Below are 19,292 nucleotides of genomic sequence, written 5' to 3' on the forward strand. Positions count from 1 at the left end.
ACCCCGTCGCAGCACTTCCGAGAGCCAGGCTCTTTGCGCCCTTTCCATCACCACCATGCCGCGACATCAAGGAAAAGCACCATGAAAGCAGCGGTATACGAAGGACCGCGAACGGTCACAGTGAAGGACGTACCGGACGCGAAGATCGAACACCCCTGCGACATCATCGTCAAGATCACCGCCACCAACATCTGCGGTTCGGACCTGCACATGTACGAGGGCCGTACCTCGTTCGAGTCCGGCCGCACCCTGGGACACGAGAACATGGGCCAGGTGGTGGAGGTCGGCTCGGCCGTCCGCAAGGTCCAGGTGGGCGAGTACGTGGTCCTGCCCTTCAACATCGCCTGCGGCTTCTGCAAACAGTGCGAGCAGGGTCTGACCAACTACTGCCTGACCATGCAGCCGGAACCGGCCCTCGCCGGAGCCGCCTACGGATTCGCCGACATGGGCCCCTACCAGGGCGGCCAGGCGGAGCTGCTGCGCGTGCCCTACGGCGACTTCAACGCGCTGCGTCTGGGCGAGGACGCCGCCGAGCGGCAGACCGACTACGTGATGCTCGCCGACATCTTCCCGACCGGCTATCACGCCACCGAGATGGCCCATGTCAAACCGGGGGACCAGACCATCGTCTTCGGGGCCGGTCCCGTCGGGCTGATGGCGACCTACTCCGCCCTCCTCAAGGGCGCCGGGCGCGTCTGGACGGCCGACCACCAGCCCGACCGGCTGCGCAAGGCGGAGGAGATCGGGGCCATCCCGATCAACACCGCCGAGCAGAACCCGGCGGAGGTCGTCAAGGAGGCCACCCTCGGTCTGGGCGCCGACAACGGCTGCGAATGTGTCGGCTACCAGGCACACGACCCCCAGGGACACGAGGACGCCAGCCTCACGCTCAACGGTCTGATCGACTCGGTCAGGTTCACGGGCGACATCGGAGTGGTGGGCGTGTTCCTGCCCCAGGACCCCGGGGGCGCGGAGGCCCAGGGGGAGCTGGAAGCCCAGGGCAAGGTCCCGATCGACTTCGGCATGATGTGGTTCAAGGGCCAGCGCATGGGGACCGGGCAGGCGCCGGTGAAGAAGTACAACCGGGCGCTGCGGGACCTGATCGCCGGCGGGAAGGCGAAGCCGAGTTTCGTCGTCTCCCACGAGCTCAGCCTGGACGAGGCCCCCACCGCCTACGAGCACTTCGACGTCCGTGACGAGGGCTGGACCAAGGTGGTCCTGCATCCGAACGGACACAGGAACGGCCACAAGCGGTAGGAGACTCGGGGCCGCCGTGCCACCTGTTCCTCCGCACCGGCCCGGGGGACGGGTGGCGATCTGCCCGTCCGCCGGACGGGGCTGGGGGCTATCGCCGCGTACCAGCCGGCCCTGAACCAACAACGACTGCCCGCGCGCCGGCCCGGAGGACGGACGGCGGACGCTCAGCAGTGTCCGCAGTGGCGCCCCGCCCAGCGGCTGCGGCCGCCAGCCAGCCAGCGGGCCGTGTGGGAGGCTTCCTTGCCCGACGGTTGCCGCACCTCAACCAGGCCGACGCGCCCCGGCAGGGCGTTCCGGCCAGGCGGACACCCGTGACGTGGCTGCGGACCTTCGGGGAGGTCGTACGATCCGGGCTCACGATCGAGGAGACGCGGCTGGAGCCCCTGCTCGCGCTGCGCACGGCCGCTGGGGTGGCGATCGTCATCGGGCCGACGCTGTGGCTGGTCTCCCCCGCGTATGCCGCGTCCGCCGCCCTCGGCGCCTACTCCGCGGGTGGGGCCACCTTCCAGCGCAGCTGGCGTCCGCGCAAGGTGGTCGCGCTCGGCGCGGGCGCGGGTCTGGCGCTCAGCACCTTCGTGGGCTATCTGGCGGCGGGGCGACTCGTGACGTTCCTCCCGCTGCTGGCCGTGTGGGCCTTCGCCGCGGGAACGGCGTGGGCCGTCGGATCGACCGCTGGGATCGTCGCAGCGACGACCGTGGGCAGCATGCTCGTGACCATCACCCTGCCCACGAGCGTGGGGCGAGCCCTCGAGCACGCCGGGGTCATCGCGCTCGGAGGCGTGACCCAGGCCGTGCTGATCCTGCTGTTCCCGATCCGCCGTTGGGGAGCGCATCGTGACGCGCTCGCCGACGCCCTGGCCGCCGTGGCGGACTACGCCCGCCGGCTGCGGCACGACCCGACCGCCCCGTTCGACCCGGAGCCGCTGATGACGGCCCGGGACGCGGCCGCCGTGACGCCGTCACAGGCCCGCACCCGTCCCCCCGTCCTGCACGGCCCCCGGGGACTCGCCGAGCGCATTCGGCCGGTGGTCGCGGCGCTCGCCGACCCGGACGTGGGCGCCCCGGCGGAGGGACCCGGGCGGGACCGCGCGCGGGAGTTGCTCGACGCGGCCGCCGACGTCTTGGACGCGTCCGCCCGTACGATCCGCCGCGGCACTCCCGCAGAGGTGCGGCCCGAGAGCCTCGACGTCCTGTGCGTCGACGAGGAGCACGAGGTGCTGGAGGGCCCCGCCCGGCAGGCCGCCGAGCGGCTCGTGGAACTGCTCGGTGAGGCGTTGGAGATCGCCGGGAGCGGCTGCGTGCGCGGGAGGACGCCCACGCCGCCTAGCCTCGCCGACGCCCAGTTCCTGGTGCGCCCGACCATGCTGCAGCTGGTCCCGGTCGTCGTCCGGGCGGTGCGCCGTGAGATCCGCTGGGACTCGCCCGTGTTCCGGCACGCCGTCCGCCTGGCGGCGGTGGCCACACTGGGCTATCTGATCGCCGCCCGGCTACCCCTGGGCCACGGCTACTGGGCGCCCATCGCCTCGGTGATGGTGATGCGGCCGGACTTCCACCGGACGTACGCGCGTGCGGTGGCCCGTCTCGCCGGGACCCTGGCGGGAGTCGCGCTCGCCACCGGTATGGTGCGGGCCCTGGGCCCGGACGCCCATGTGTCCGGCGCGCTGGCGGTGGTCTCGGCGGGCCTGTCGTACACGCTGAACCGTACCGGCTACGCCTACTCCCAGTGCTTCACCGCCGCATACGTCGTCTTCCTGCTCGGCATGGGCGGCCAGGCGTGGGAACAGACAGTCCCGGAGCGGGTGGTACTCACCCTGCTCGGCGGGGCCCTGGCAATGCTGGCCTACGTGGTGTTCCCCGCATGGGAGACACCCCGACTGCCGGGCCGGCTCGCGGACTGGCTTGCCGCCAACGGCCGCTACGCGGCCGCGGTGCTCCGCAACTACGCCGAACCGACCCGGGAGCATCACGCCGACATGCGTCGGGCACTGCTGGAGAGCAGGGAGGCACGTGCCGCCTGGCAGGAGGCATACGACCGGGCAAGGCAGGAACCGGTCCGCCCCAGGGGTCTGACGTCGCACGAGGCGCAGGAGGCACAGGAGGCGCTCAAGGGGTTCGGCCGGGCGGCGATGCTCATGGAAAGCCACGTCCCGCGGGCCGACAGCCATTTCGTCCCCGAGGCCGAGCGATTCGCCGAGGCCCTGGAGACGGATACCTCGAAGGCAGCAGTCGCCGTGCGCGAGCACAGGAATCCGGACTGGGGACGCGTGGATGAGGCGCTCCACGCGTGGGAGGACGCCGCCGCCGGCAACGGGAGCCCGGTCGTGCGGCGCGAAGCGGAACTGCAAAGACGGGCCTTGGAAGACCTCGCGACAGCCGTGAGCCGCACACCGCTGGAACGGGACGTCGGCTCTGCTCGCGAGGAGCAGCGGGTGCGGGCCGCCGTGGCGGCGGAAGGTGACGGATCGGGGCCCGCGCACCGAGGTGGGTGACGGCGCCGGCGACGGGGCGCGCCGCGCCTCCTGGAGCGGGAAGTGGTCTCCCGGCCGCGTCGAGCGCCGCCACACGTACGCCGGTGTCGCCATCACGGCGATCAGACCCGCCAGGGCCAGCAGTTCTGAGCCCGCCCCTTCTCACATGGCCGACCGGCCGTGGCCTCTCGCCTTGGGGTCGCCAGCAGCTGGCCGGCAACCGCACTCCTTGAAAAAGGACCCCATCCCACGAGCAAGCTGTCGAGCCACGCACCAAGCCTCCGGAGCGGGCGCCGGGCGGCACGGCAGGCCCCTGGTAGCCGCAAGTCAGCAACGCGGGACACCGCCCGGTCCAATGCTGACCTTTTGCTGACTTGGACGCCGCGATCACGGCTCTGACCTGCGAAAATACCCAAACGCTAGATCTTGGACTTGAACATGGTACGAAACACGAAGAGACTCCCGATTCGTCTGCTCCCTGCCTGCCTTTGCAGGTCAAGGGCGTGCTCCGGAGGCTACATCGAATCGCGATGCCCGGTCAGCTCTCGCGAGGTGTTCCAGCACTCACACCGACCGGCTGCCGCGGCCTTCGAGGAGCTGAACGGCAGGCCCGGGGCCGCCCCTTCACCGCCGCGCAAGGAAGCGGTCGCGCGCATCGTCGACGGCCACGCGTTCGGCACGACATCGACCGACTGGGCCGCACCGTAGGAAGCCTTGAAATCTTTCGGGAATCGGCTTTCCAGGTTTATCAGATGCGTCATCTGAGATATTCTAGGGAATTGTGGTGGATGTTCGGTCGAGCAAAGCCGTTTCCGCCGTCACCGCTCACCATCGGGCAGCGTCGTCATGATCTGGGAAATACTGGCCCTGGGTTTTGTGCTCAGTCTCGACAATTTCCGGGTATCGATCGCGCTCGGCACGGTCCCATTCGGTTTGAAGCGCGCGTTGCAGGTCGCGCTGACCTTCGGGCTGTGGGACGCGGTCATGCCCTTGGTCGGGCTGTTGATCGGTCACCAGATCGGGGAGCTCGTCGGGGGCATCGCCGATGTGGTGGGCGCGGTCGCGCTCGGCGGGTACGGTCTCTACCTCGTCATCTCGTCCCTACGGAAACCCGAGCCGGACGAGTTGGACCAGCCGTGGGCGCTGTTCGGCATCCCGTTGACGCTGAGCCTGGACAACTTGTTCGCCGGGGCGAGCCTTGGGGTCCTCGGGCTCTCGCCGTGGCTCTCGGCCGCCGCCTTCGGCGTCACGACGGCGGTGATGTCGCTGGTCGGGCTGCGGCTCGGGCGGGCCGCGGCGCGCCTCATCCGGATCCGCCCGGACCTGCTGAGCGGGGTCACCCTGATCATCGCCGCCGCGGCGCTGCCGTTGTGGTTCGGCGACTGACCCGCTTCATCGGAAGGCAGGGAGAAGGCAGGGAGAGCGGCGGAAGATCGCCGGGCCTCGGGTCAGCCTCCGTTGCCTCGATCCCCCGGGCCACCCGGTCGTGACAGGGCGACAGATGGCACGCCGGATCGGTGCGGGCGTGGGACCAGCGGCACGCCGTCGTCCCGCGAGTCGGCGCTCGCGGCCTCGACCGCCCGGGCGACCAGGTCGTGGTCGGGCGACAGATGGCAGACCGGGTCGGTGCGGGCGGCGTCGCCGGTGAGCAGGAACGCCTGGCAGCGGCACCCGCCGAAGTCGACCTCCCGCCGGGGGCAGCTCCGGCAGGGTTCCGGCATCCAGTCGGTCCCGCGGAACGCGGTCATCACGGGGGCCTCGGCCCAGATCCGCGCCAGCGGGTCCTCCCGCACGCTGGCCCGCGGCAACGGCAGGGACTGGGCGGCCGGACAGGGCAGGACGTCGCCGTTCGGCGTCACGGTCAGCTGCCGGGAGGCCCAGCCGCCCATGCAGGGCTTCGGATAACGGCTGTAGTAGTCGGGGATGACGTAGATGATGTCCATGCGGTCCCGCAACCGCTCGCGCGCGGCCCGTACGACGGTCTCGGCCGCCTCGAGCTGGGCCCGGCTCGGCAGCAGCGCGGCACGGTTGCGCCAGGCCCAGCCGTAGTACTGGGTGTTGGCCAGCTCCAGCCGGTCCGCGCCCACCTCCTCGGCCAGAGCGAGCACGTCGGCGACGCGGTCGATGTTGTGCCGGTGCAGCACCACGTTCATGGTGAGCGGCCAGCCCAGCTCCTTGACCAGGCTCATCGCCTCGACCTTGCGCCGGAAGGACGGGATCCCGGCGATCCGGTCGGACACGGCCGGTTCGTCGGCCTGGATGCTGACCTGCACGTGATCCAGGCCGGCGGCCCGCAGCTGCTCGGCCCTCGGACGCGAGAACCCGAGGGCGCTGGTGATGAGGTTGGTGTAGAGGCCCAGGGCATGGGCGTGCGCCACGAGCTCCACCAGGTCGCGCCGCAGCAGCGGTTCCCCGCCGGACAGGTGACACTGCAGAACTCCCAGGTCCTCGGCCTCGGTCAGCACCCGCAGCCACTCGTCGGTGGTCAACTCGTCCCGGTAGTCGGCCAGGTTCAGCGGGTTGGAGCAGTACGGGCAGGCCAGCGGGCAGCGGTAGGTGAGCTCGGCGAGCAGCCCGAAGGGGCTATCCATCGGTGAGCTCCACCCAGCGCCGGGCGACGAGCCGGTCCAGGAACTGACGGACCTCGTCGTCGGGAACGGTCTCGTAGCGCGCGCCCAGTTCGGTCACGATCTCGTCCACGGTGTGCCGGCCGTCGCACAGTTCGAGGACGGCCGCGCCGCTGCCGTTCAGAACCACCACCGTCTCGGGGTGCAGCAGCACCTTGCGTTGCCTGGTCCGGCAGAAGTCGAGCCGGACGTGGGCCGCCAGCCGGGGCCGGTCCGAGCCGGACACCCCGGCGCCGGCCCGGGTCGTGCTGCTGGTACGGGTCGTTGCGGTACGGGTCGGGTCCATGGCGTTCACTCCGGATAGGCCTGGTCGATGGCGTCCATCAGGCTCCACAGGACGTCGCACTTGAACGACAGCGCGTCGACGGCGCGCGCCCGGGACTCGGCGGTGACGCAGTGCGCGGTGACCACCTCGAGCGCGTGTTCGCAGTCGCGGGGGGCCTGTTCGAGGCGGGCGCGGAAGTAGGCGAGGCCCTCGGGGGCGATCCACGGGTACCACCGCTCGAACGCGGCGAGCCGCGCCGCCATCAGGTCGGGCGCGAACAGCTCGGTGAGCGAGGACGCCACCGCTTCCACCCAGGGGCGGGTCCGGGCGAAGTTCACGTAGGCGTCGACGGCGAACCGCACCCCGGGTACGAGGTGCCGGTGATCCCGGACCTCCTCGCGGGTCAGCCCGGCGGCCTCGCCGAGGCGCAGCCACGCCTCGATGCCGCCCTCGCCCGCGGCAGTGCCGTCGTGGTCGGCGATCCGCCGGATCCAGCGGCGACGGACGTCGATGTCGGGGCAGTTGGAGAGGATCGCGGCGTCCTTGCGGGGGATGTTCTCCTGGTAGTAGAAGCGGTTGGCCACCCAGCCCCGGACCTGCCGGGGGCTCAGCCGACCGTCGTTCATCCGGACGTGGAACGGGTGCTGGTCGTGGTATCGCCGCGAGTGTGCCCGCAACGTCTCTACGAAGGCGTCGGCGCCGGTTGTGGTGGTTGTCGTCGTCACGGCTCTACACCTGGACCTCCAGGCCGTCCACGGCCACTTCCATGCCGCTCTCCTCCACGATGCGCCGCTCGGGCGTGTCCTTCAGGAGGATCGGGTTGGTGTTGTTCATGTGCACGAAGATCGTTCGCCCCACGCGCAGCGACGGGAGCTGCGCCAGGCTGCCGTCGGGGCCGTCGACGGGCAGGTGGCCCATCTCCCGTGACGTCCTGCCGGCCAGGCCGAGCCGTACGAGCTCGTCGTCGTGCCAGCAGGTCCCGTCGATCAGCAGGCACGCGCAGCCCTCGATCTCCGCGCGCAGGGCCGCCGTCAGCGACTGCACCCCTGGCAGGTACACCAGGCTTTCGCCGCTGCGCTCGTCGGTCAGCCGGTAGCCCACGACGCGGCCGTGGTCCACCCCGGTCGCGAACCGGTCGCGCTTGGTGGTGGGGACGTCGAACGCCCGGCAGGACAGTCCGTCCGCCAGGGCGAGGCCGGTACCGGGGATCACCGCCCGCCACTCGACCGGGCAGTAGCGCTCGAGCGTGCGCAGGATCCCCGAGCCGTCGGACATGGTCTTGCGCACCGCCGGTGTGGCGTACAGCCGCAGTGCGCGGGCCTCGCGCAACAGGAGCAGGCCGAGCGTGTGGTCCAGCTCGGCGTCGGTGAGCAGCACCGCCTCCAGCGGCGTCGTCCGGTCGTCGTGCGGGCGCAGGCCGGGGAAGTCCTCGATCTGGGCGAGCACGTCGGGCGAGGCGTTGACGAGGAACCACCGGCGGTGGTCGGCGCTGACCGCGACCGACGACTGGGTGCGCGCGGGTCCGGCGCCGGAGCGGACGGCGGCGCACACCGGGCAGCCGCAATTCCACTGCGGGGAGCCTCCCCCCGCCGCCGAGCCCAGGACGCGCAGCAACACCTCGGCACTTCCGTTCGTCGTTCCTCGAAGAACCGGGTCCGTCACCGGCCCGGTCTCCGCGGTCCTCCCGAGTCGTCGGGCGGCGCCGGACCGGGTCCGGCGCCGCCCCGTATCGGCTAGTCCTCCATGCGGTCGAGGTACATGGTCACCTCGGCCGCGACTGCGATCTCGTCGAACTCGGGCGTCTCCCACACAGCGAGCTGGGACTCCATGGATCCACCTCCTCTCTGCCGGGATCACGGCCGGCTCAGGCCACGCGCTACGACGGTTCGGGGAGGGCGAAGACCATCAGGGCGCTTCCGTGTCCCGCGCCGAGCATGCCGGGGAGGAACCCCTCGGCCCAGCCGCCCCAGCCGACCGGCACGGCCACGTACTGCCTGCCGTCGACCATGTACGTGGTCGGGCTGCTGTGGTGGCCGCTTCCGCACTGGAACTGCCACAGCAGTTCGCCGGTGCGGGCGTCGAGCGCGTTGAACTCGCCGGAGGCCTCGCCGGCGAACACCAGGTCACCGCCGGTGGCCAGCGTCGAGGCGCACATGGGGAGTTCGTTGCGCCAGCGCCACTTCTCCTCCCCGCCCGCGTCGAACGCGCTGATGGATCCCGCCATGTCCTCGATGTCCACCTGAACGCCCGCGCCCCAGTAGGGAATGCTTTCCTTGAACTCCCGGCGCCGCCGGGTGGCCGTGGCACCGGTGTCCTGGACCGGGACGTAGAAGAGTCCGGTCTTCGGGCTGTAGGACGCGTGGGTCCATTCCTTGGCGCCGGCCGGACCCGGGTAGAAGTGGACCGGTTCTCCCTCCTTGTCCGGGTACACCTTGGCCGTCACCTGTCCGTCCCTCGTGATCGCCCCCCAGGTGATGCGGTCGACGAAGGGGGTGATCCCGACCCGCGCGCCGTTCGTGCGGTCGAGGACGAAGAAATAGCCGTTCTTGTCGAAGTGGCCCAGCAGTTTGCGCCCGTCCTGCTCGAACAGGATGCACTCGCCGATGCTGTCGTAGTCCCACAGGTCGTGCGGGGTGCACTGGTAGTGCCAGCGGATCTGGCCGCTGTCCACGTCCACGGCGACGATGCTGTCGGTGAAGAGGTTGTCGCCCTCGCGGACCTCTCCGTCGAAGTCGGGCGCCGGGTTGCCGGTACCCACGTACAGCAGGTTGGTCTCCGGGTCGAAGGTGCCGGTGATCCAGCAGTTCGCCCCGCCCCGTGCCCAGGCCTCGCCGTCGGCGGGCCAGGTCTCCGAGCCGGGCTCCCCGGGCTTGGGCACCGTGTAGCAGCGCCACTGGTGCTCGCCGGTTTCGAGATCGAACGCGTCGAGGTGACCGCGTACGCCGAACTCGCCGCCGGAACTTCCGACGATGAGCATGTTCTTCACGACCAGCGGGGCGAGGGTGGCACTCTCCCCGGCCCGTACGTCTCCGTAGGTCTTGTCCCAGATCCGCTTGCCGGTGGTGGCGTCGAGCGCGAGCACACGAGCGTTCGCCGTGACGAAGAAGACCTTCCCCTGAGCGACGGCGACCCCACGGTTCACGTTCCCGCAGCACAGGGACACGTCGAAGGGGACCGCGTGCTTGTACCGCCAGATCTCCACACCCGTCTTCGCGTCGAGGGCCCAGACCCAGCCGTCCCAGCCGGAGAGGAACATGACCCCGTCGACGATGATGGGGGCGGCCTCGAACGAGTAGGTCGACGCGCCCGCGATCAGGCCCGTCGTGCCGGCCTGGAAGACCCATGCGGGGACGAGGCGTTTGACGGTCTCCGTGTTGATCTGGTCCAGCGGGCTGTAGCGTTGCCCGTCGTAGGCGCCGTAGTAGGTGAGCCAGTTCTGGGGTTCCTGGCGAGCGTTGAGTATGCGCTCGTAGTCGACGCCGGCGATCACCGGCGGCGCGACGTCCCCGCCCGCGACCTTGCCGCTCAGTGCTCCCTGGTCGACAGCCTCACCCGCGTCGACGTAGTCGGCGTAGTCGACGGTCATTTCCTCCACCTCCTGCTTCTGCCTACGGCCTCGGCTGTTCGGGGCGGTCGAGGCGGGCCTCCGCCGGAGCGTCCCCCAGGACCACGATGGACCCGGTCAGGCCGCGGCCCTCGTCATTGCCCGTGGGCGAGCTGTACCAGTAGTAGCCCGGACCGTCGAGGTTGAGGTGCGCGTGCCCGTGCGAATGGTTCACCAACCAGATGAACTTCCTGTCGCCGTTGCTCGGCAGAAGTGCGCAGTGCGTGTTCTTGTCGTCATTGACGAGTTCGAGCTCGATATCTCCTCCATGGGGCATGACCAGAATGGAGGGATCCCAGGTCAGCTCGTCCTGGTTGATTCGAATCGTGGCCTTCATACGGCCGTCCGGTCCCTCGGTTGCCTGCCCGATGGTTCCGGTCCCCAGCACTTGTCCCAGAGCGGCTTTGTTCTGTGCGGCCAACCCGAGCTTGTCCAGCAGGTCGGCTCGCTCCTGCGTGGTCGTCATAGGAGGTTCCACTCCTCGGAATCTGATTTTTCGCATCGCTCGATGCCCGGCTGCAATCGGTCGTCAAGGAGCGCACTACGCCGGATAAAACACACCGAATACGGTGCCGAATTCGCCACCGATAAAGAAACTACGCCGGATGGATCACACCGACAAGGTGCGCCCTGGTGCGGGCCGGTTCATGCCACTCGCCCGCGACGGGCTACCGTTCGCACCCGATGTGCCGCCGTTGGGAGGTGCCGGGCGGGGGCGCGCCGAGGTCGTACCGGTCGAGGTTCATGACCTTGGCCCACGCGGCGACGAAGTCCCGCACGAACTTCTCCCGGGCGTCGTCGCTCGCGTACACCTCCGCGACGGCACGCAGCTCGGCGTCCGAGCCGAAGACGAGGTCGACGCGGCTGCCGGTCCACTTGAGCTCGCCGGTGGCGCGGTCGCGCCCCTCGAAGGTCTCCGCGGCCGCCGACGCCGGTCTCCATTCCGTCTCCGTGTCGAGCAGGTTCACGAAGAAGTCGTTGGTCAGCGACCCGGGGGCCGAGGTGAAGACGCCCAGCGGCGACTGCCGGTGGTTGGCGCCCAGCACCCGCAGGCCCCCCACGAGGACGGTCATCTCGGGCGCGCTCAGGTCCAGCAGGTTCGCGCGGTCGACCAGCAGGTGCTCCGACGGCAGCCGGCCGCCCTTGCCGCGGTAGTTGCGGAACCCGTCCGCGGTCGGCTCCAGCGGGGCGAAGGACTCCACATCGGTCCACTCCTGCGTGGCGTCCGTGCGTCCCGGGCTGAAGGGGACCTGGACGTCGTGGCCGGCGGTCCTGGCGGCCTGCTCGACGGCGGCGGCCCCGCCGAGCACGATGAGGTCGGCCAGCGAGATCTTCTCCTCCCCGGTCCCGGAGTCGTTGAAGGACTCCTGGATCCCCTCCAGGGTGTGCAGCACCTGTGCCAGCGTGCCGGGGTCGTTGACCTCCCAGCTCCGCTGCGGTTCGAGGCGGATGCGCGCGCCGTTCGCCCCGCCCCGCCGGTCGCCGGCGCGGAACGTCGAGGCCGACGCCCACGCGGTCGAGACGAGCTGGGAGACGGACAGCCCCGAGGCGAGGATCCGGCTCTTGAGCGCGGCGACGTCCGCCGGCCCGACGAGCGCGTGGTCCACGGCGGGGACCCGGTCCTGCCAGAGGAGCGCCTCGCGGGGAACCAGCGGTCCGAGGTAGCGCTGGATCGGGCCCATGTCGAGGTGCGTCAGCTTGAACCAGGCCCGGGCGAACGCGTCCGCGAGCCGGTCCGGGTTCTCCAGGAAACGTCGCGAGACCGACTCGTAGACGGGGTCCGTCCGCAGCGCGAGGTCCGTCGTCAGGATCGTCGGGGCGTGTGTCGCCGACGGGTCGTGGGCGTCGGGCACGGTACCGGCCCCGGCGCCGTCTCTCGGGATCCACTGCCACAGGCCCGCGGGACTCAGCTCCAGGTCCCACTCGTAGCCGTACAGGGTCTCGAGGAAGCTGTTGTCCCATGTCGTCGGGGTGGGTGTCCACGTGCCCTCGAGCCCGCTGGAGACGGCGTCCGTCCCCTTTCCGGTGCCATGGCGGTTCTTCCAGCCCAGCCCCTGCTCCTCGAGGGGGGCGCCCTCGGGTTCGGGGCCGAGGCAGGCGTCCGGGTCGGCCGCGCCGTGGGTCTTGCCGAACGTGTGGCCGCCCGCGATCAGCGCGACGGTCTCCTCGTCGTTCATCCCCATGCGCTTGAACGTCTCGCGGATGTCCCGGGCCGCGGTGAGCGGGTCCGGGACGGTGTTCGGTCCCTCCGGGTTGACGTAGATGAGGCCCATCTGGTCGGCGGCCAGAGGGTTCTCCAGGTCCCGGACGCCGCCGTGGCGTTCGTCGCCGAGCCAGGCGTGCTCGGGACCCCAGTAGACGTCCTCGTCGGACTCCCAGACGTCCGCCCGGCCACCGGCGAAACCGAAGGTCGTCAGGCCCATCGTCTCCAGGGCGCGGTTGCCCGCGAAGACCATGAGGTCGGCCCAGGAGACCTTGCGCCCGTACTTCTTCTTCACCGGCCAGAGCAGCCGTCGTGCCTTGTCGAGGTTGCGATTGTCCGGCCAGCTGTTCAGCGGCGCGAAGCGCTGCATGCCTCCGCCCGCGCCGCCACGGCCGTCGCTGACGCGGTACGTGCCCGCGCCGTGCCACACCATCCGGATCATGAGGGGCCCGTAGTGGCCGAAGTCGGCCGGCCACCACTCCTGCGACGTCGTGAGCACCTCGTCGACGTCCCGCGCCAGGGCGTCGAGGTCGAGCGTCCGGAACTCGGCCGCGTAGTCGAAGTCCTCGCCCATGGGGTCGGCCATGGCGGGGTGCTTCCGGAGAACCGCCAGGTCGAGCCGGTCCGGCCACCAGTCGCGGTTGCGCGCGCCCCAGGCGTTCGTCTCGCCGGCAACGGCGTCCGGACTGTCAGACACGGGACCCTTCCTTCCAGGATCGGAGGTCGTGCCGGGGCACTCAGATGTCCAGCGCACGGCGCACGGCCGGCGCATGCCGCCGGGAGACCGGCACCATCTCGTCCCCCCGGCCGTCCATGACCAGAGACAGCTCGCCCTTGAGGCCGCGCTCTATCTCCCCGATGCGGCCGAGGTTGACCACGTACCGGCGGTGCACCCTGAGGAAGCCGACATCCGCCAGCTCGCCTTCGAGCTTGTCCAGACTCGGGGAGGAGGCTCGCAGCCGCCCCTTGTCGGTGGAGAGCCACACGTCGTTTCCCTGCGATTCGGCGAAGGAGACCTCCTGCAGCCGCAGCAGCACCATCCGGTTGTCGCGCATCGCGACCAGTCGGCGCGGCTGCGTCCCGAGGTGCGCGGCCCCGTCCGCCTGGGGCAACTGCGCCCCGTCGGAGGCGCCGAACGAGACCAGGTTCCCGATCAGGCGTCCGGACGAGAAGACGGGGCGGATGCTGATCGATGTCGGTTCGTCGGCGAGGTGGGCGAAGATCTGCGTCGTGCCGACCCAGTCGGGATTGTGGGCGGCCTGCCTGGTGGCGTACCTGGCGGCAGTGATCAGTTCGGGCAGCCCAGGGTTCCAGCGCAGCGTGGGGTCGACCGCGGGGGTGCATGCCGGGACACCCAGCAGCACGCTCGCCATCTCGTCGGCGATCACCACCTTGCCCGCGGTGTCCACCGCGGCGAGTGCCGCGCCGGAGTGTGCCCTGGCCTGGGTGTAGGCCGCGACCAGCTCGGCACCGCTGTCCCGGGCGCGCCTCTTCAGGGGGCACTGGGTCATGGTGGCCACGTTCGCCAGCCAGCTTTCCGTGGACGCGGGAAGCCGGCTGCGCCAGCGGCAGATGTTCAGCACCGCGATCGGGTCTCTGGTCACCACGTCGCGCACCGCGATGCCCGCGCACACCCAGTTGTGCAGCGCCTGGCACCAGTGCTCCGCACCCCTGATCCGTACCGGGCCGTGCGCCTCGAGCGCCGTGCCCATGCCGTTCGTGCCGACCGCGCACTCGGACCAGCAGAACCAGGGCGCCAGATTGGGGTCGCCGGCTCGGGCGAGCGTGGCCTGGTCACCCCACTCGGCCAGGATCCGCCCGGTGGCATCGGCGACGGTGACGACACCACCGGGGTTGCCCACCTCATGTGCCACGGAGGCGGCGCGAAAACCCAGCTCGGCGAAGACGACGTCGTGCTCGGGCGTGTGCTCGGACTCCGCGACGGCGACGGGGGCCCCGGTGAGGTGGGGATCTACCCGGTACTGCTCCCGGCAGCGATGCCAGGAGAACGCCACCAGGGGCCGGACGTCCGGTACCTGGTCCTCGCCCTGCACGAACCGCTCCCACGCCGCCAGCACGGACCCTCCGTCGAGGTCCGCCGAGCCGGGCTCAAGATGATGTACGTCCCTCATGGTTCAGAACCACCCTTGGTCCATCCCCAACGCCCGACGGCGTACGCCCCGTCCGCGCCGGTCGCCGCTGGCGGCGGCCGGCCCTGCGGCGGACCGGGTCCTGCGTCGCGCGTCTTGCTGCTTCGTCACTCGTCCCAGGCCGTGTCACAGACCTGCACTCCCCACCCTAGGTACCGTTGCCGGCCCGCGCACGTGCCCCAGCGGACCGCGTGCGCGCGGTGCCGCTTCCCGGCGACGGCGGGCATGCCCGACAGCGCCGGGTCAGCCGTGCGGCACGACCGCGACGGGGGCGGCGACGTGGTGCAGGGCGGAGTGGGCGACATGGCCGATGTGGGCGCCGAGGAGGCGGCTGCGGACGCGTCGGCCGACGACCGTGAGGGAGGCGTCGCGCGCATGGTCGACGAGGACCTGCGCGGCGCTCCCGGACCGGCTCACCTCGACGACCTCGACATCGGGGAACCGCTGCCGCCAGGGGTGCAGGACCTCGGTCAGGAGCGCGGCCCGGCCGCGTTCGAGGGAGTCTCGGAGTCCGGCGTCGCCGGAGAAGCGGTAGAAGGAGGTCGGCGGCTCGGGCCAGGCGTGCACGGCCCACAGCGCGACCCTGCGGCGGGCGGCGGCGTCGAAGGAGAACTCCAGTGGCGCGTCGTCCGGGTGGTCGACGTCGAGGCCGAGCACGACGGGCCGGGGGGACGTGCCGGCGGACGGGATGGCCGCCGGATTCGTCCTGGGCCCGTCGGCGGCCTGCTCCTGCGCACGCACCAGCACCACCGGCCGCTCGGCGCGTGCCACGACGGCCAGGCTGACCGAGCCGACCATGAAGCCCTCGACGGTGCCGAGGCGCCGTGAGCCGAGCACCAGAAGTTCCGCGGCACCCGCGGCCTCGCACAGGACGTCGGCCACGCTCCCCGTGACCTGCTCGGCGACCACGTCGATGCCCGGGTGGCGGAGCCGGGCGCCGTCCGCGGCCTCGCGTGTCAGCTGCTCCGCCCACCGGCGGTAGGTCCCGGGATCCAGCAGTGGGGTACGGGCCACGAACCTGGAGGCCGGCTCCGAGACGTACACGAGCCTGAGGGGCAGCCCGCGCAGCATCGCCTCGCCGGCCGCCCACTCCACCGCGGACCGGCTCTCGGGCGAGTCCTGCAGACCCGCGGTGACGGTTCGGGGCATGGTCCGCGCCTCCCGGAGTGGGCGTGTGCGTCCCAGCGTGGCGCCGCGGGCCCCAGAGGCCGGCTGCTGGGCGGAGATCCGGGTCGGTACCGGATTCGGGTCACTGCTTCCCGGAGCGCACGATCACGACCGGGCAGCTCGCGTGCTGAGACACGTGCTGGCTGACGGAGCCGAGCAGGGCGCGGGCGAAACCGCCCCTGCCCCGGCTGCCGACGACCAGTGCCTCGGCGCCTTCGGCGGCCCGCAGCAGCACGTCGGTGGGGTTGCCGTGCACGACGTGGGTCCGGACCGAGCCCGCGTCCTCGGCGCCGAGGACGTCGATCAGCTCCCGGCTCATCTTCTGCCGGGCCTCGTTCTCGTCGACGTCCATGTCCACGGCGGGCGCGGACCAGCCGTACAGGCCCGGCAGCTCCCACACCGCGACCGCGTCCACGGTGCCGCGGACCAGGCCGGCGTAGCGCACGGCCCAGCGCAGGGCCTCGTACGAGGGCTGGGAACCGTCGACGCCGACCACCACCCGGCGCTCGGAGGCATCCTCGTCCATGCGTCCACCTCTCTCCTCCGGTCTGTGCCCACCGGGGGCGGACCGCCGCTGCTCTCCACGCTGCGGGAGTCGCGGCCACATCGCCATAGATGGGCCTCCGGCGGAATGACGGACACCGCCGCCCGGGCGGCGGTGTGACGTGTGCCCGCGGGATCCGCGTCAGCTCGTCCCGGCGTTCCAGTCCAGGCGCAGGACCGCGAGGTCGTCGGTGTGGCGGTCGGCGTTGAGGGTGCGGGTGCCGGCTATGAGCCGGTCGAGGTGGGTGCCGGGGTCGGGGGTGCGGATGCCGTCGATGATGCGCAGCAGGCCGTCCACTCCGAGCCGGGCGCCGGTGCCGTCCGCGAAGCCCTCGATGAGGCCGTCGGTGTAGGCGACGAGCGCGCCGCGGGCGGGCAGCGCGAGGGTGGTGGCGGGCCAGTTGCCGAGGCCGGGCGCTATGCCGAGGGCGACGCCGTGGGCGGCGGTGACCTCCTGGGTGCCGTCGGGGGTGATGAGGAGGGGTTCGTGGTGGCCGGCCAGGTGCAGGGTGAGGGTGCGCGCGCCGGGATCGAGGGTGATGAGGCTGCAGGTGGCGAACAGGTCGCTGCCGGTGCGTTCGGCGATGTGGATCTGTTCGAGGAGATGGAGCAGGTGCTGGTCACGGTGGCCGCCGAGGGTCAGGGCGCGCCAGGCGATGCGGAGGCAGACGCCGAGGGCGGCGGCGTCGGGGCCGTGGCCGCTGACGTCCCCGATGACGGCGTGCACCTGGCCGTCGCCGGTCTGGACGACGTCGAGGAAGTCGCCGCCCAGCAGCGCCTGTGCCCGGCCCGGGTAGTACCTGCTGGAGGCGGTGACGGCGCCGGGTGCCAGGAGGGGTTCGGGCAGCAGGCCGCGTTCCAGGCGTGCGTTCTCCTCGGCGCGCAGCCGCCCGATCTGGAGGGCCGCGTTGGCGCGCTCGGCCTGCTTGCGCTGGACGGCGTAGCGGACGGCGCGTTGCATCAGGTCGGGTTCGACCTTGCCCTTGATGAGGTAGTCCTGCGCGCCGGCGGCGAGGGCGTCGACTCCCGCGCGGGGTTCGTCGAGTCCGGTCAGGACGATGATGGCGGCGTGGGTGTCGGCCTGGACGGCCTGCACGGTCTCCACCCCGGACGCGTCGGGCAGGTGCAGGTCGAGCAGGACGCAGTCGACGGGGCCCGACGCGAGTGCCGTGCGGGCGTCGGCCGCGGTACGGCAGCGCGAGAGCACGTGCGGCATGTCGGTGTCGTGGAGGAGTTCCTCGACCAGGAGGGCGTCCCCGTCGTCGTCCTCCACCAGGAGGATGCGGAACTCCTGTGCGCGGACCGTGGCTCGGTCGGTCACGACTGCGCCTCCCTGTCCGAGGCCGTGGGCGCGGGCCCGATGGCGGGGAGGCTGAGGACGACGCGGGTGCCCAGCTTGTAGTCGGCGTCGATCCTGATCGTGCCGCCGTGGAACTCGATCACCTTCTTGCACATCGCGAGGCCGATCCCCGTGCCGGGATAGGCGTCCTTGGTGTGCAGCCGCTGGAAGAGGACGAAGACCTTCTCCTGGAACTCCGGCGCGATGCCGATGCCGTTGTCGGTGACCGTGAACTCCCAGGCGCCCTCGTGGGCGACGGCTCCGATGTGGATGCGGGGCTGCCGGTCGGGGCTGTGGAACTTGATCGCGTTGGACAGCAGGTTCTGCCACAGGATGCCCAGTTGGGTGCTGTCCCCGACGACGGTGGGCAGCGGGTCGTGGGTGATCTCGGCCGCGCTCTCCTCGACGGCCACGCTCAGCGCGTCCAGGGTCCGGTTCAGCACTCCTTCGAGGTCGACGGTCTGGTGGTCGTTGTGGATCCGGCCGACCCGCGAGAAGGCCAGCAGGTCGTTGATCAGGGTCTGCATGCGGTTGGCGCCGTCGACGGCGAACGCGATGTACTGGTCCGCCTTCTCGTCCAGCCGGCCGCCGTAGCGCCGCTGCAGGAGCTGGGTGAAGCTGGACACCTTGCGCAGGGGTTCCTGCAGGTCGTGCGAGGCGACGTAGGCGAACTGCTCCAGTTCCGTGTTCGACCGCTTCAGTTCCTCCGCCTGCTCGTCCAGCAGTCGGCGGGCCGCCTCGCTGAACTTCAGCTCCTCCACCAGCCGGCGGCGCATCGACTCGACGTCCGTGGCCAGTCGGCGCAGGTCGGCGGGGCCGGTTCCGGTGAGGGAGCGGTCGAAGCGGCCCTGCGCGACATCGCGGGCGGCCGCGCCGAGCCGGGTGAGCGGGCCGGTGACGCCACGGCGCAGCCCCTCGAAGACGAGGGCGGCCACCAGGACGATGACGACGCCTATGACCGCGAACATCCAGTTCCGCAGCGTCACCGCCTGCCTCAGCTGACGGGTGGACGTCTCCCGTTCGCCCTGCAGGTGGGCCTGCTGGCGCGTCATCGTGCCGCGCAGGGAGTCGAACGCGGACTTGCCCTCGGCGGCCCGTCGCGTGGCGATCGCCATCGCGTCCTCGGCGGAGGCGGCCGAGACGGGCCGGGCGACGCGCCGCTGCCAGGTGTCGGCCAGTCGCTCGACGTCGGCCAGGTCGGCGGCGGCCCGGGGGTCGCCCTCGACCAGCGGGCGCAGCCGCCGCAGTGCGGCCTTCTCGTCGGTCACGCCCTGCGCGTACGGCTGCAGGAAGTCCGAGCGGCCCGACAGCCCGTACCCGCGGATTCCGGTCTCCTGGTTGACCAGTGCCTCCTCCACCCGCATGGCCTCGATCAGGGCGGGCGAGCGCCGGTCCACGAGTTCGGAGGTGATGTGCGACGTGCGCCACATGGCCCAGCCACCGAGCGACCCCAGTACGGCCAGGACGGCCAGGGTGGCGGCGACCCCCACCCGCAGCCAGCGCCGGGTGGTCCAGCCGGAGAACACACCCGTGGCGGGGGGCTCCATCTCTATCGCGGTCTGCATGGTTTCCTCGACGGTTCGGCCGCTGTTGTCGTGGGGCAAGCACACTGTACCCACGCACCGACAACACATGTTGTCCCGTACGGGACCGACGCCGTAGGGTGAGG

Annotated in this window: 17 protein-coding genes; 3 read left to right on the forward strand and 14 right to left on the reverse strand. The window is 71.2% G+C overall.

Going from position 1 to position 19,292, the window contains the following annotated elements; translation table 11 throughout:
• Positions 1-81 precede the first annotated feature (81 nt).
• On the forward strand, positions 82-1,257 hold the full coding sequence (locus ACZ7FF_RS06520) for a glutathione-independent formaldehyde dehydrogenase (protein WP_470810006.1): 1,176 nt from the start codon (positions 82-84) through the stop codon (positions 1,255-1,257).
• 311 nt (positions 1,258-1,568) lie between these two features.
• Complete coding sequence (locus ACZ7FF_RS06525) at positions 1,569-3,746, forward strand: FUSC family protein (protein WP_470810008.1); 2,178 nt, start codon at positions 1,569-1,571, stop codon at positions 3,744-3,746.
• 494 nt (positions 3,747-4,240) lie between these two features.
• Here ACZ7FF_RS06525 and ACZ7FF_RS06530 read toward each other — a convergent pair whose 3' ends face one another.
• Positions 4,241-4,486 (reverse strand): hypothetical protein, encoded by a 246-nt coding sequence (locus tag ACZ7FF_RS06530; RefSeq protein WP_470810009.1) that lies wholly within the window; start codon positions 4,484-4,486, stop codon positions 4,241-4,243.
• An 85-nt stretch (positions 4,487-4,571) separates the two neighbouring features.
• On the opposite strand from ACZ7FF_RS06530, the gene ACZ7FF_RS06535 reads away from it, so the two are divergent.
• Positions 4,572-5,111: a manganese efflux pump MntP gene (locus tag ACZ7FF_RS06535; RefSeq protein ID WP_470810010.1), complete on the forward strand. Its 540-nt coding sequence runs from the start codon at positions 4,572-4,574 to the stop codon at positions 5,109-5,111.
• 62 nt (positions 5,112-5,173) lie between these two features.
• Here the strand turns inward: ACZ7FF_RS06535 and pqqE are convergent, their stop codons facing one another.
• The 13 genes from pqqE to ACZ7FF_RS06600 all read right to left on the reverse strand — a co-directional run bounded on the left by pqqE (position 5,174) and on the right by ACZ7FF_RS06600 (position 19,188).
• Complete coding sequence (pqqE, locus tag ACZ7FF_RS06540; protein ID WP_470810012.1) at positions 5,174-6,316, reverse strand: pyrroloquinoline quinone biosynthesis protein PqqE; 1,143 nt, start codon at positions 6,314-6,316, stop codon at positions 5,174-5,176.
• Positions 6,309-6,638 (reverse strand): pyrroloquinoline quinone biosynthesis peptide chaperone PqqD, encoded by a 330-nt coding sequence (gene pqqD, locus ACZ7FF_RS06545; RefSeq protein ID WP_470810014.1) that lies wholly within the window; start codon positions 6,636-6,638, stop codon positions 6,309-6,311. Before pqqD ends, pqqE begins: the two co-directional genes overlap by 8 nt.
• A 5-nt stretch (positions 6,639-6,643) precedes the next feature.
• Positions 6,644-7,342 carry a pyrroloquinoline-quinone synthase PqqC gene (gene pqqC / locus ACZ7FF_RS06550; protein ID WP_470810015.1) on the reverse strand — a complete coding sequence of 233 codons (699 nt, stop codon included), beginning with the start codon at positions 7,340-7,342 and terminating at the stop codon, positions 6,644-6,646.
• Between the two features lie 4 nt (positions 7,343-7,346).
• A complete protein-coding gene (gene pqqB / locus ACZ7FF_RS06555) occupies positions 7,347-8,234 on the reverse strand; it encodes a pyrroloquinoline quinone biosynthesis protein PqqB (RefSeq protein WP_470810017.1) in 888 nt (295 codons plus the stop codon).
• Between the two features lie 116 nt (positions 8,235-8,350).
• The gene (gene pqqA, locus ACZ7FF_RS06560) at positions 8,351-8,446 is read right to left on the reverse strand and encodes a pyrroloquinoline quinone precursor peptide PqqA (RefSeq protein WP_470810018.1); all 96 of its coding nucleotides are present in this window, start codon (positions 8,444-8,446) and stop codon (positions 8,351-8,353) included.
• 47 nt (positions 8,447-8,493) lie between these two features.
• Complete coding sequence (locus ACZ7FF_RS06565; protein ID WP_470810019.1) at positions 8,494-10,203, reverse strand: PQQ-dependent dehydrogenase, methanol/ethanol family; 1,710 nt, start codon at positions 10,201-10,203, stop codon at positions 8,494-8,496.
• Positions 10,204-10,225: 22 nt separating this feature from the next.
• Entirely contained in the window at positions 10,226-10,687 is a 462-nt protein-coding gene (locus ACZ7FF_RS06570; RefSeq protein WP_470810020.1) for an MSMEG_3727 family PQQ-associated protein, read from the reverse strand.
• A gap of 202 nt (positions 10,688-10,889) precedes the next feature.
• Positions 10,890-13,121, reverse strand: a complete 2,232-nt coding sequence (gene katG / locus ACZ7FF_RS06575; protein ID WP_470810022.1) for a catalase/peroxidase HPI — start codon at positions 13,119-13,121, stop codon at positions 10,890-10,892.
• Positions 13,122-13,161: 40 nt separating this feature from the next.
• On the reverse strand, positions 13,162-14,556 hold the full coding sequence (locus ACZ7FF_RS06580; RefSeq protein ID WP_470810023.1) for a LytTR family transcriptional regulator DNA-binding domain-containing protein: 1,395 nt from the start codon (positions 14,554-14,556) through the stop codon (positions 13,162-13,164).
• A gap of 261 nt (positions 14,557-14,817) precedes the next feature.
• Entirely contained in the window at positions 14,818-15,723 is a 906-nt protein-coding gene (locus ACZ7FF_RS06585) for a universal stress protein (RefSeq protein WP_470810024.1), read from the reverse strand.
• A 100-nt stretch (positions 15,724-15,823) separates the two neighbouring features.
• A complete protein-coding gene (locus tag ACZ7FF_RS06590) occupies positions 15,824-16,267 on the reverse strand; it encodes a universal stress protein (RefSeq protein ID WP_470810026.1) in 444 nt (147 codons plus the stop codon).
• A gap of 159 nt (positions 16,268-16,426) precedes the next feature.
• Positions 16,427-17,605: a PP2C family protein-serine/threonine phosphatase gene (locus tag ACZ7FF_RS06595; protein ID WP_470810027.1), complete on the reverse strand. Its 1,179-nt coding sequence runs from the start codon at positions 17,603-17,605 to the stop codon at positions 16,427-16,429.
• Positions 17,602-19,188: a sensor histidine kinase gene (locus ACZ7FF_RS06600; protein WP_470810029.1), complete on the reverse strand. Its 1,587-nt coding sequence runs from the start codon at positions 19,186-19,188 to the stop codon at positions 17,602-17,604. Before ACZ7FF_RS06600 ends, ACZ7FF_RS06595 begins: the two co-directional genes overlap by 4 nt.
• Between the last annotated feature and the right edge of the window lie 104 nt (positions 19,189-19,292).

The sequence above is a fragment of the Streptomyces sp. NPDC037126 genome (assembly GCF_055605965.1).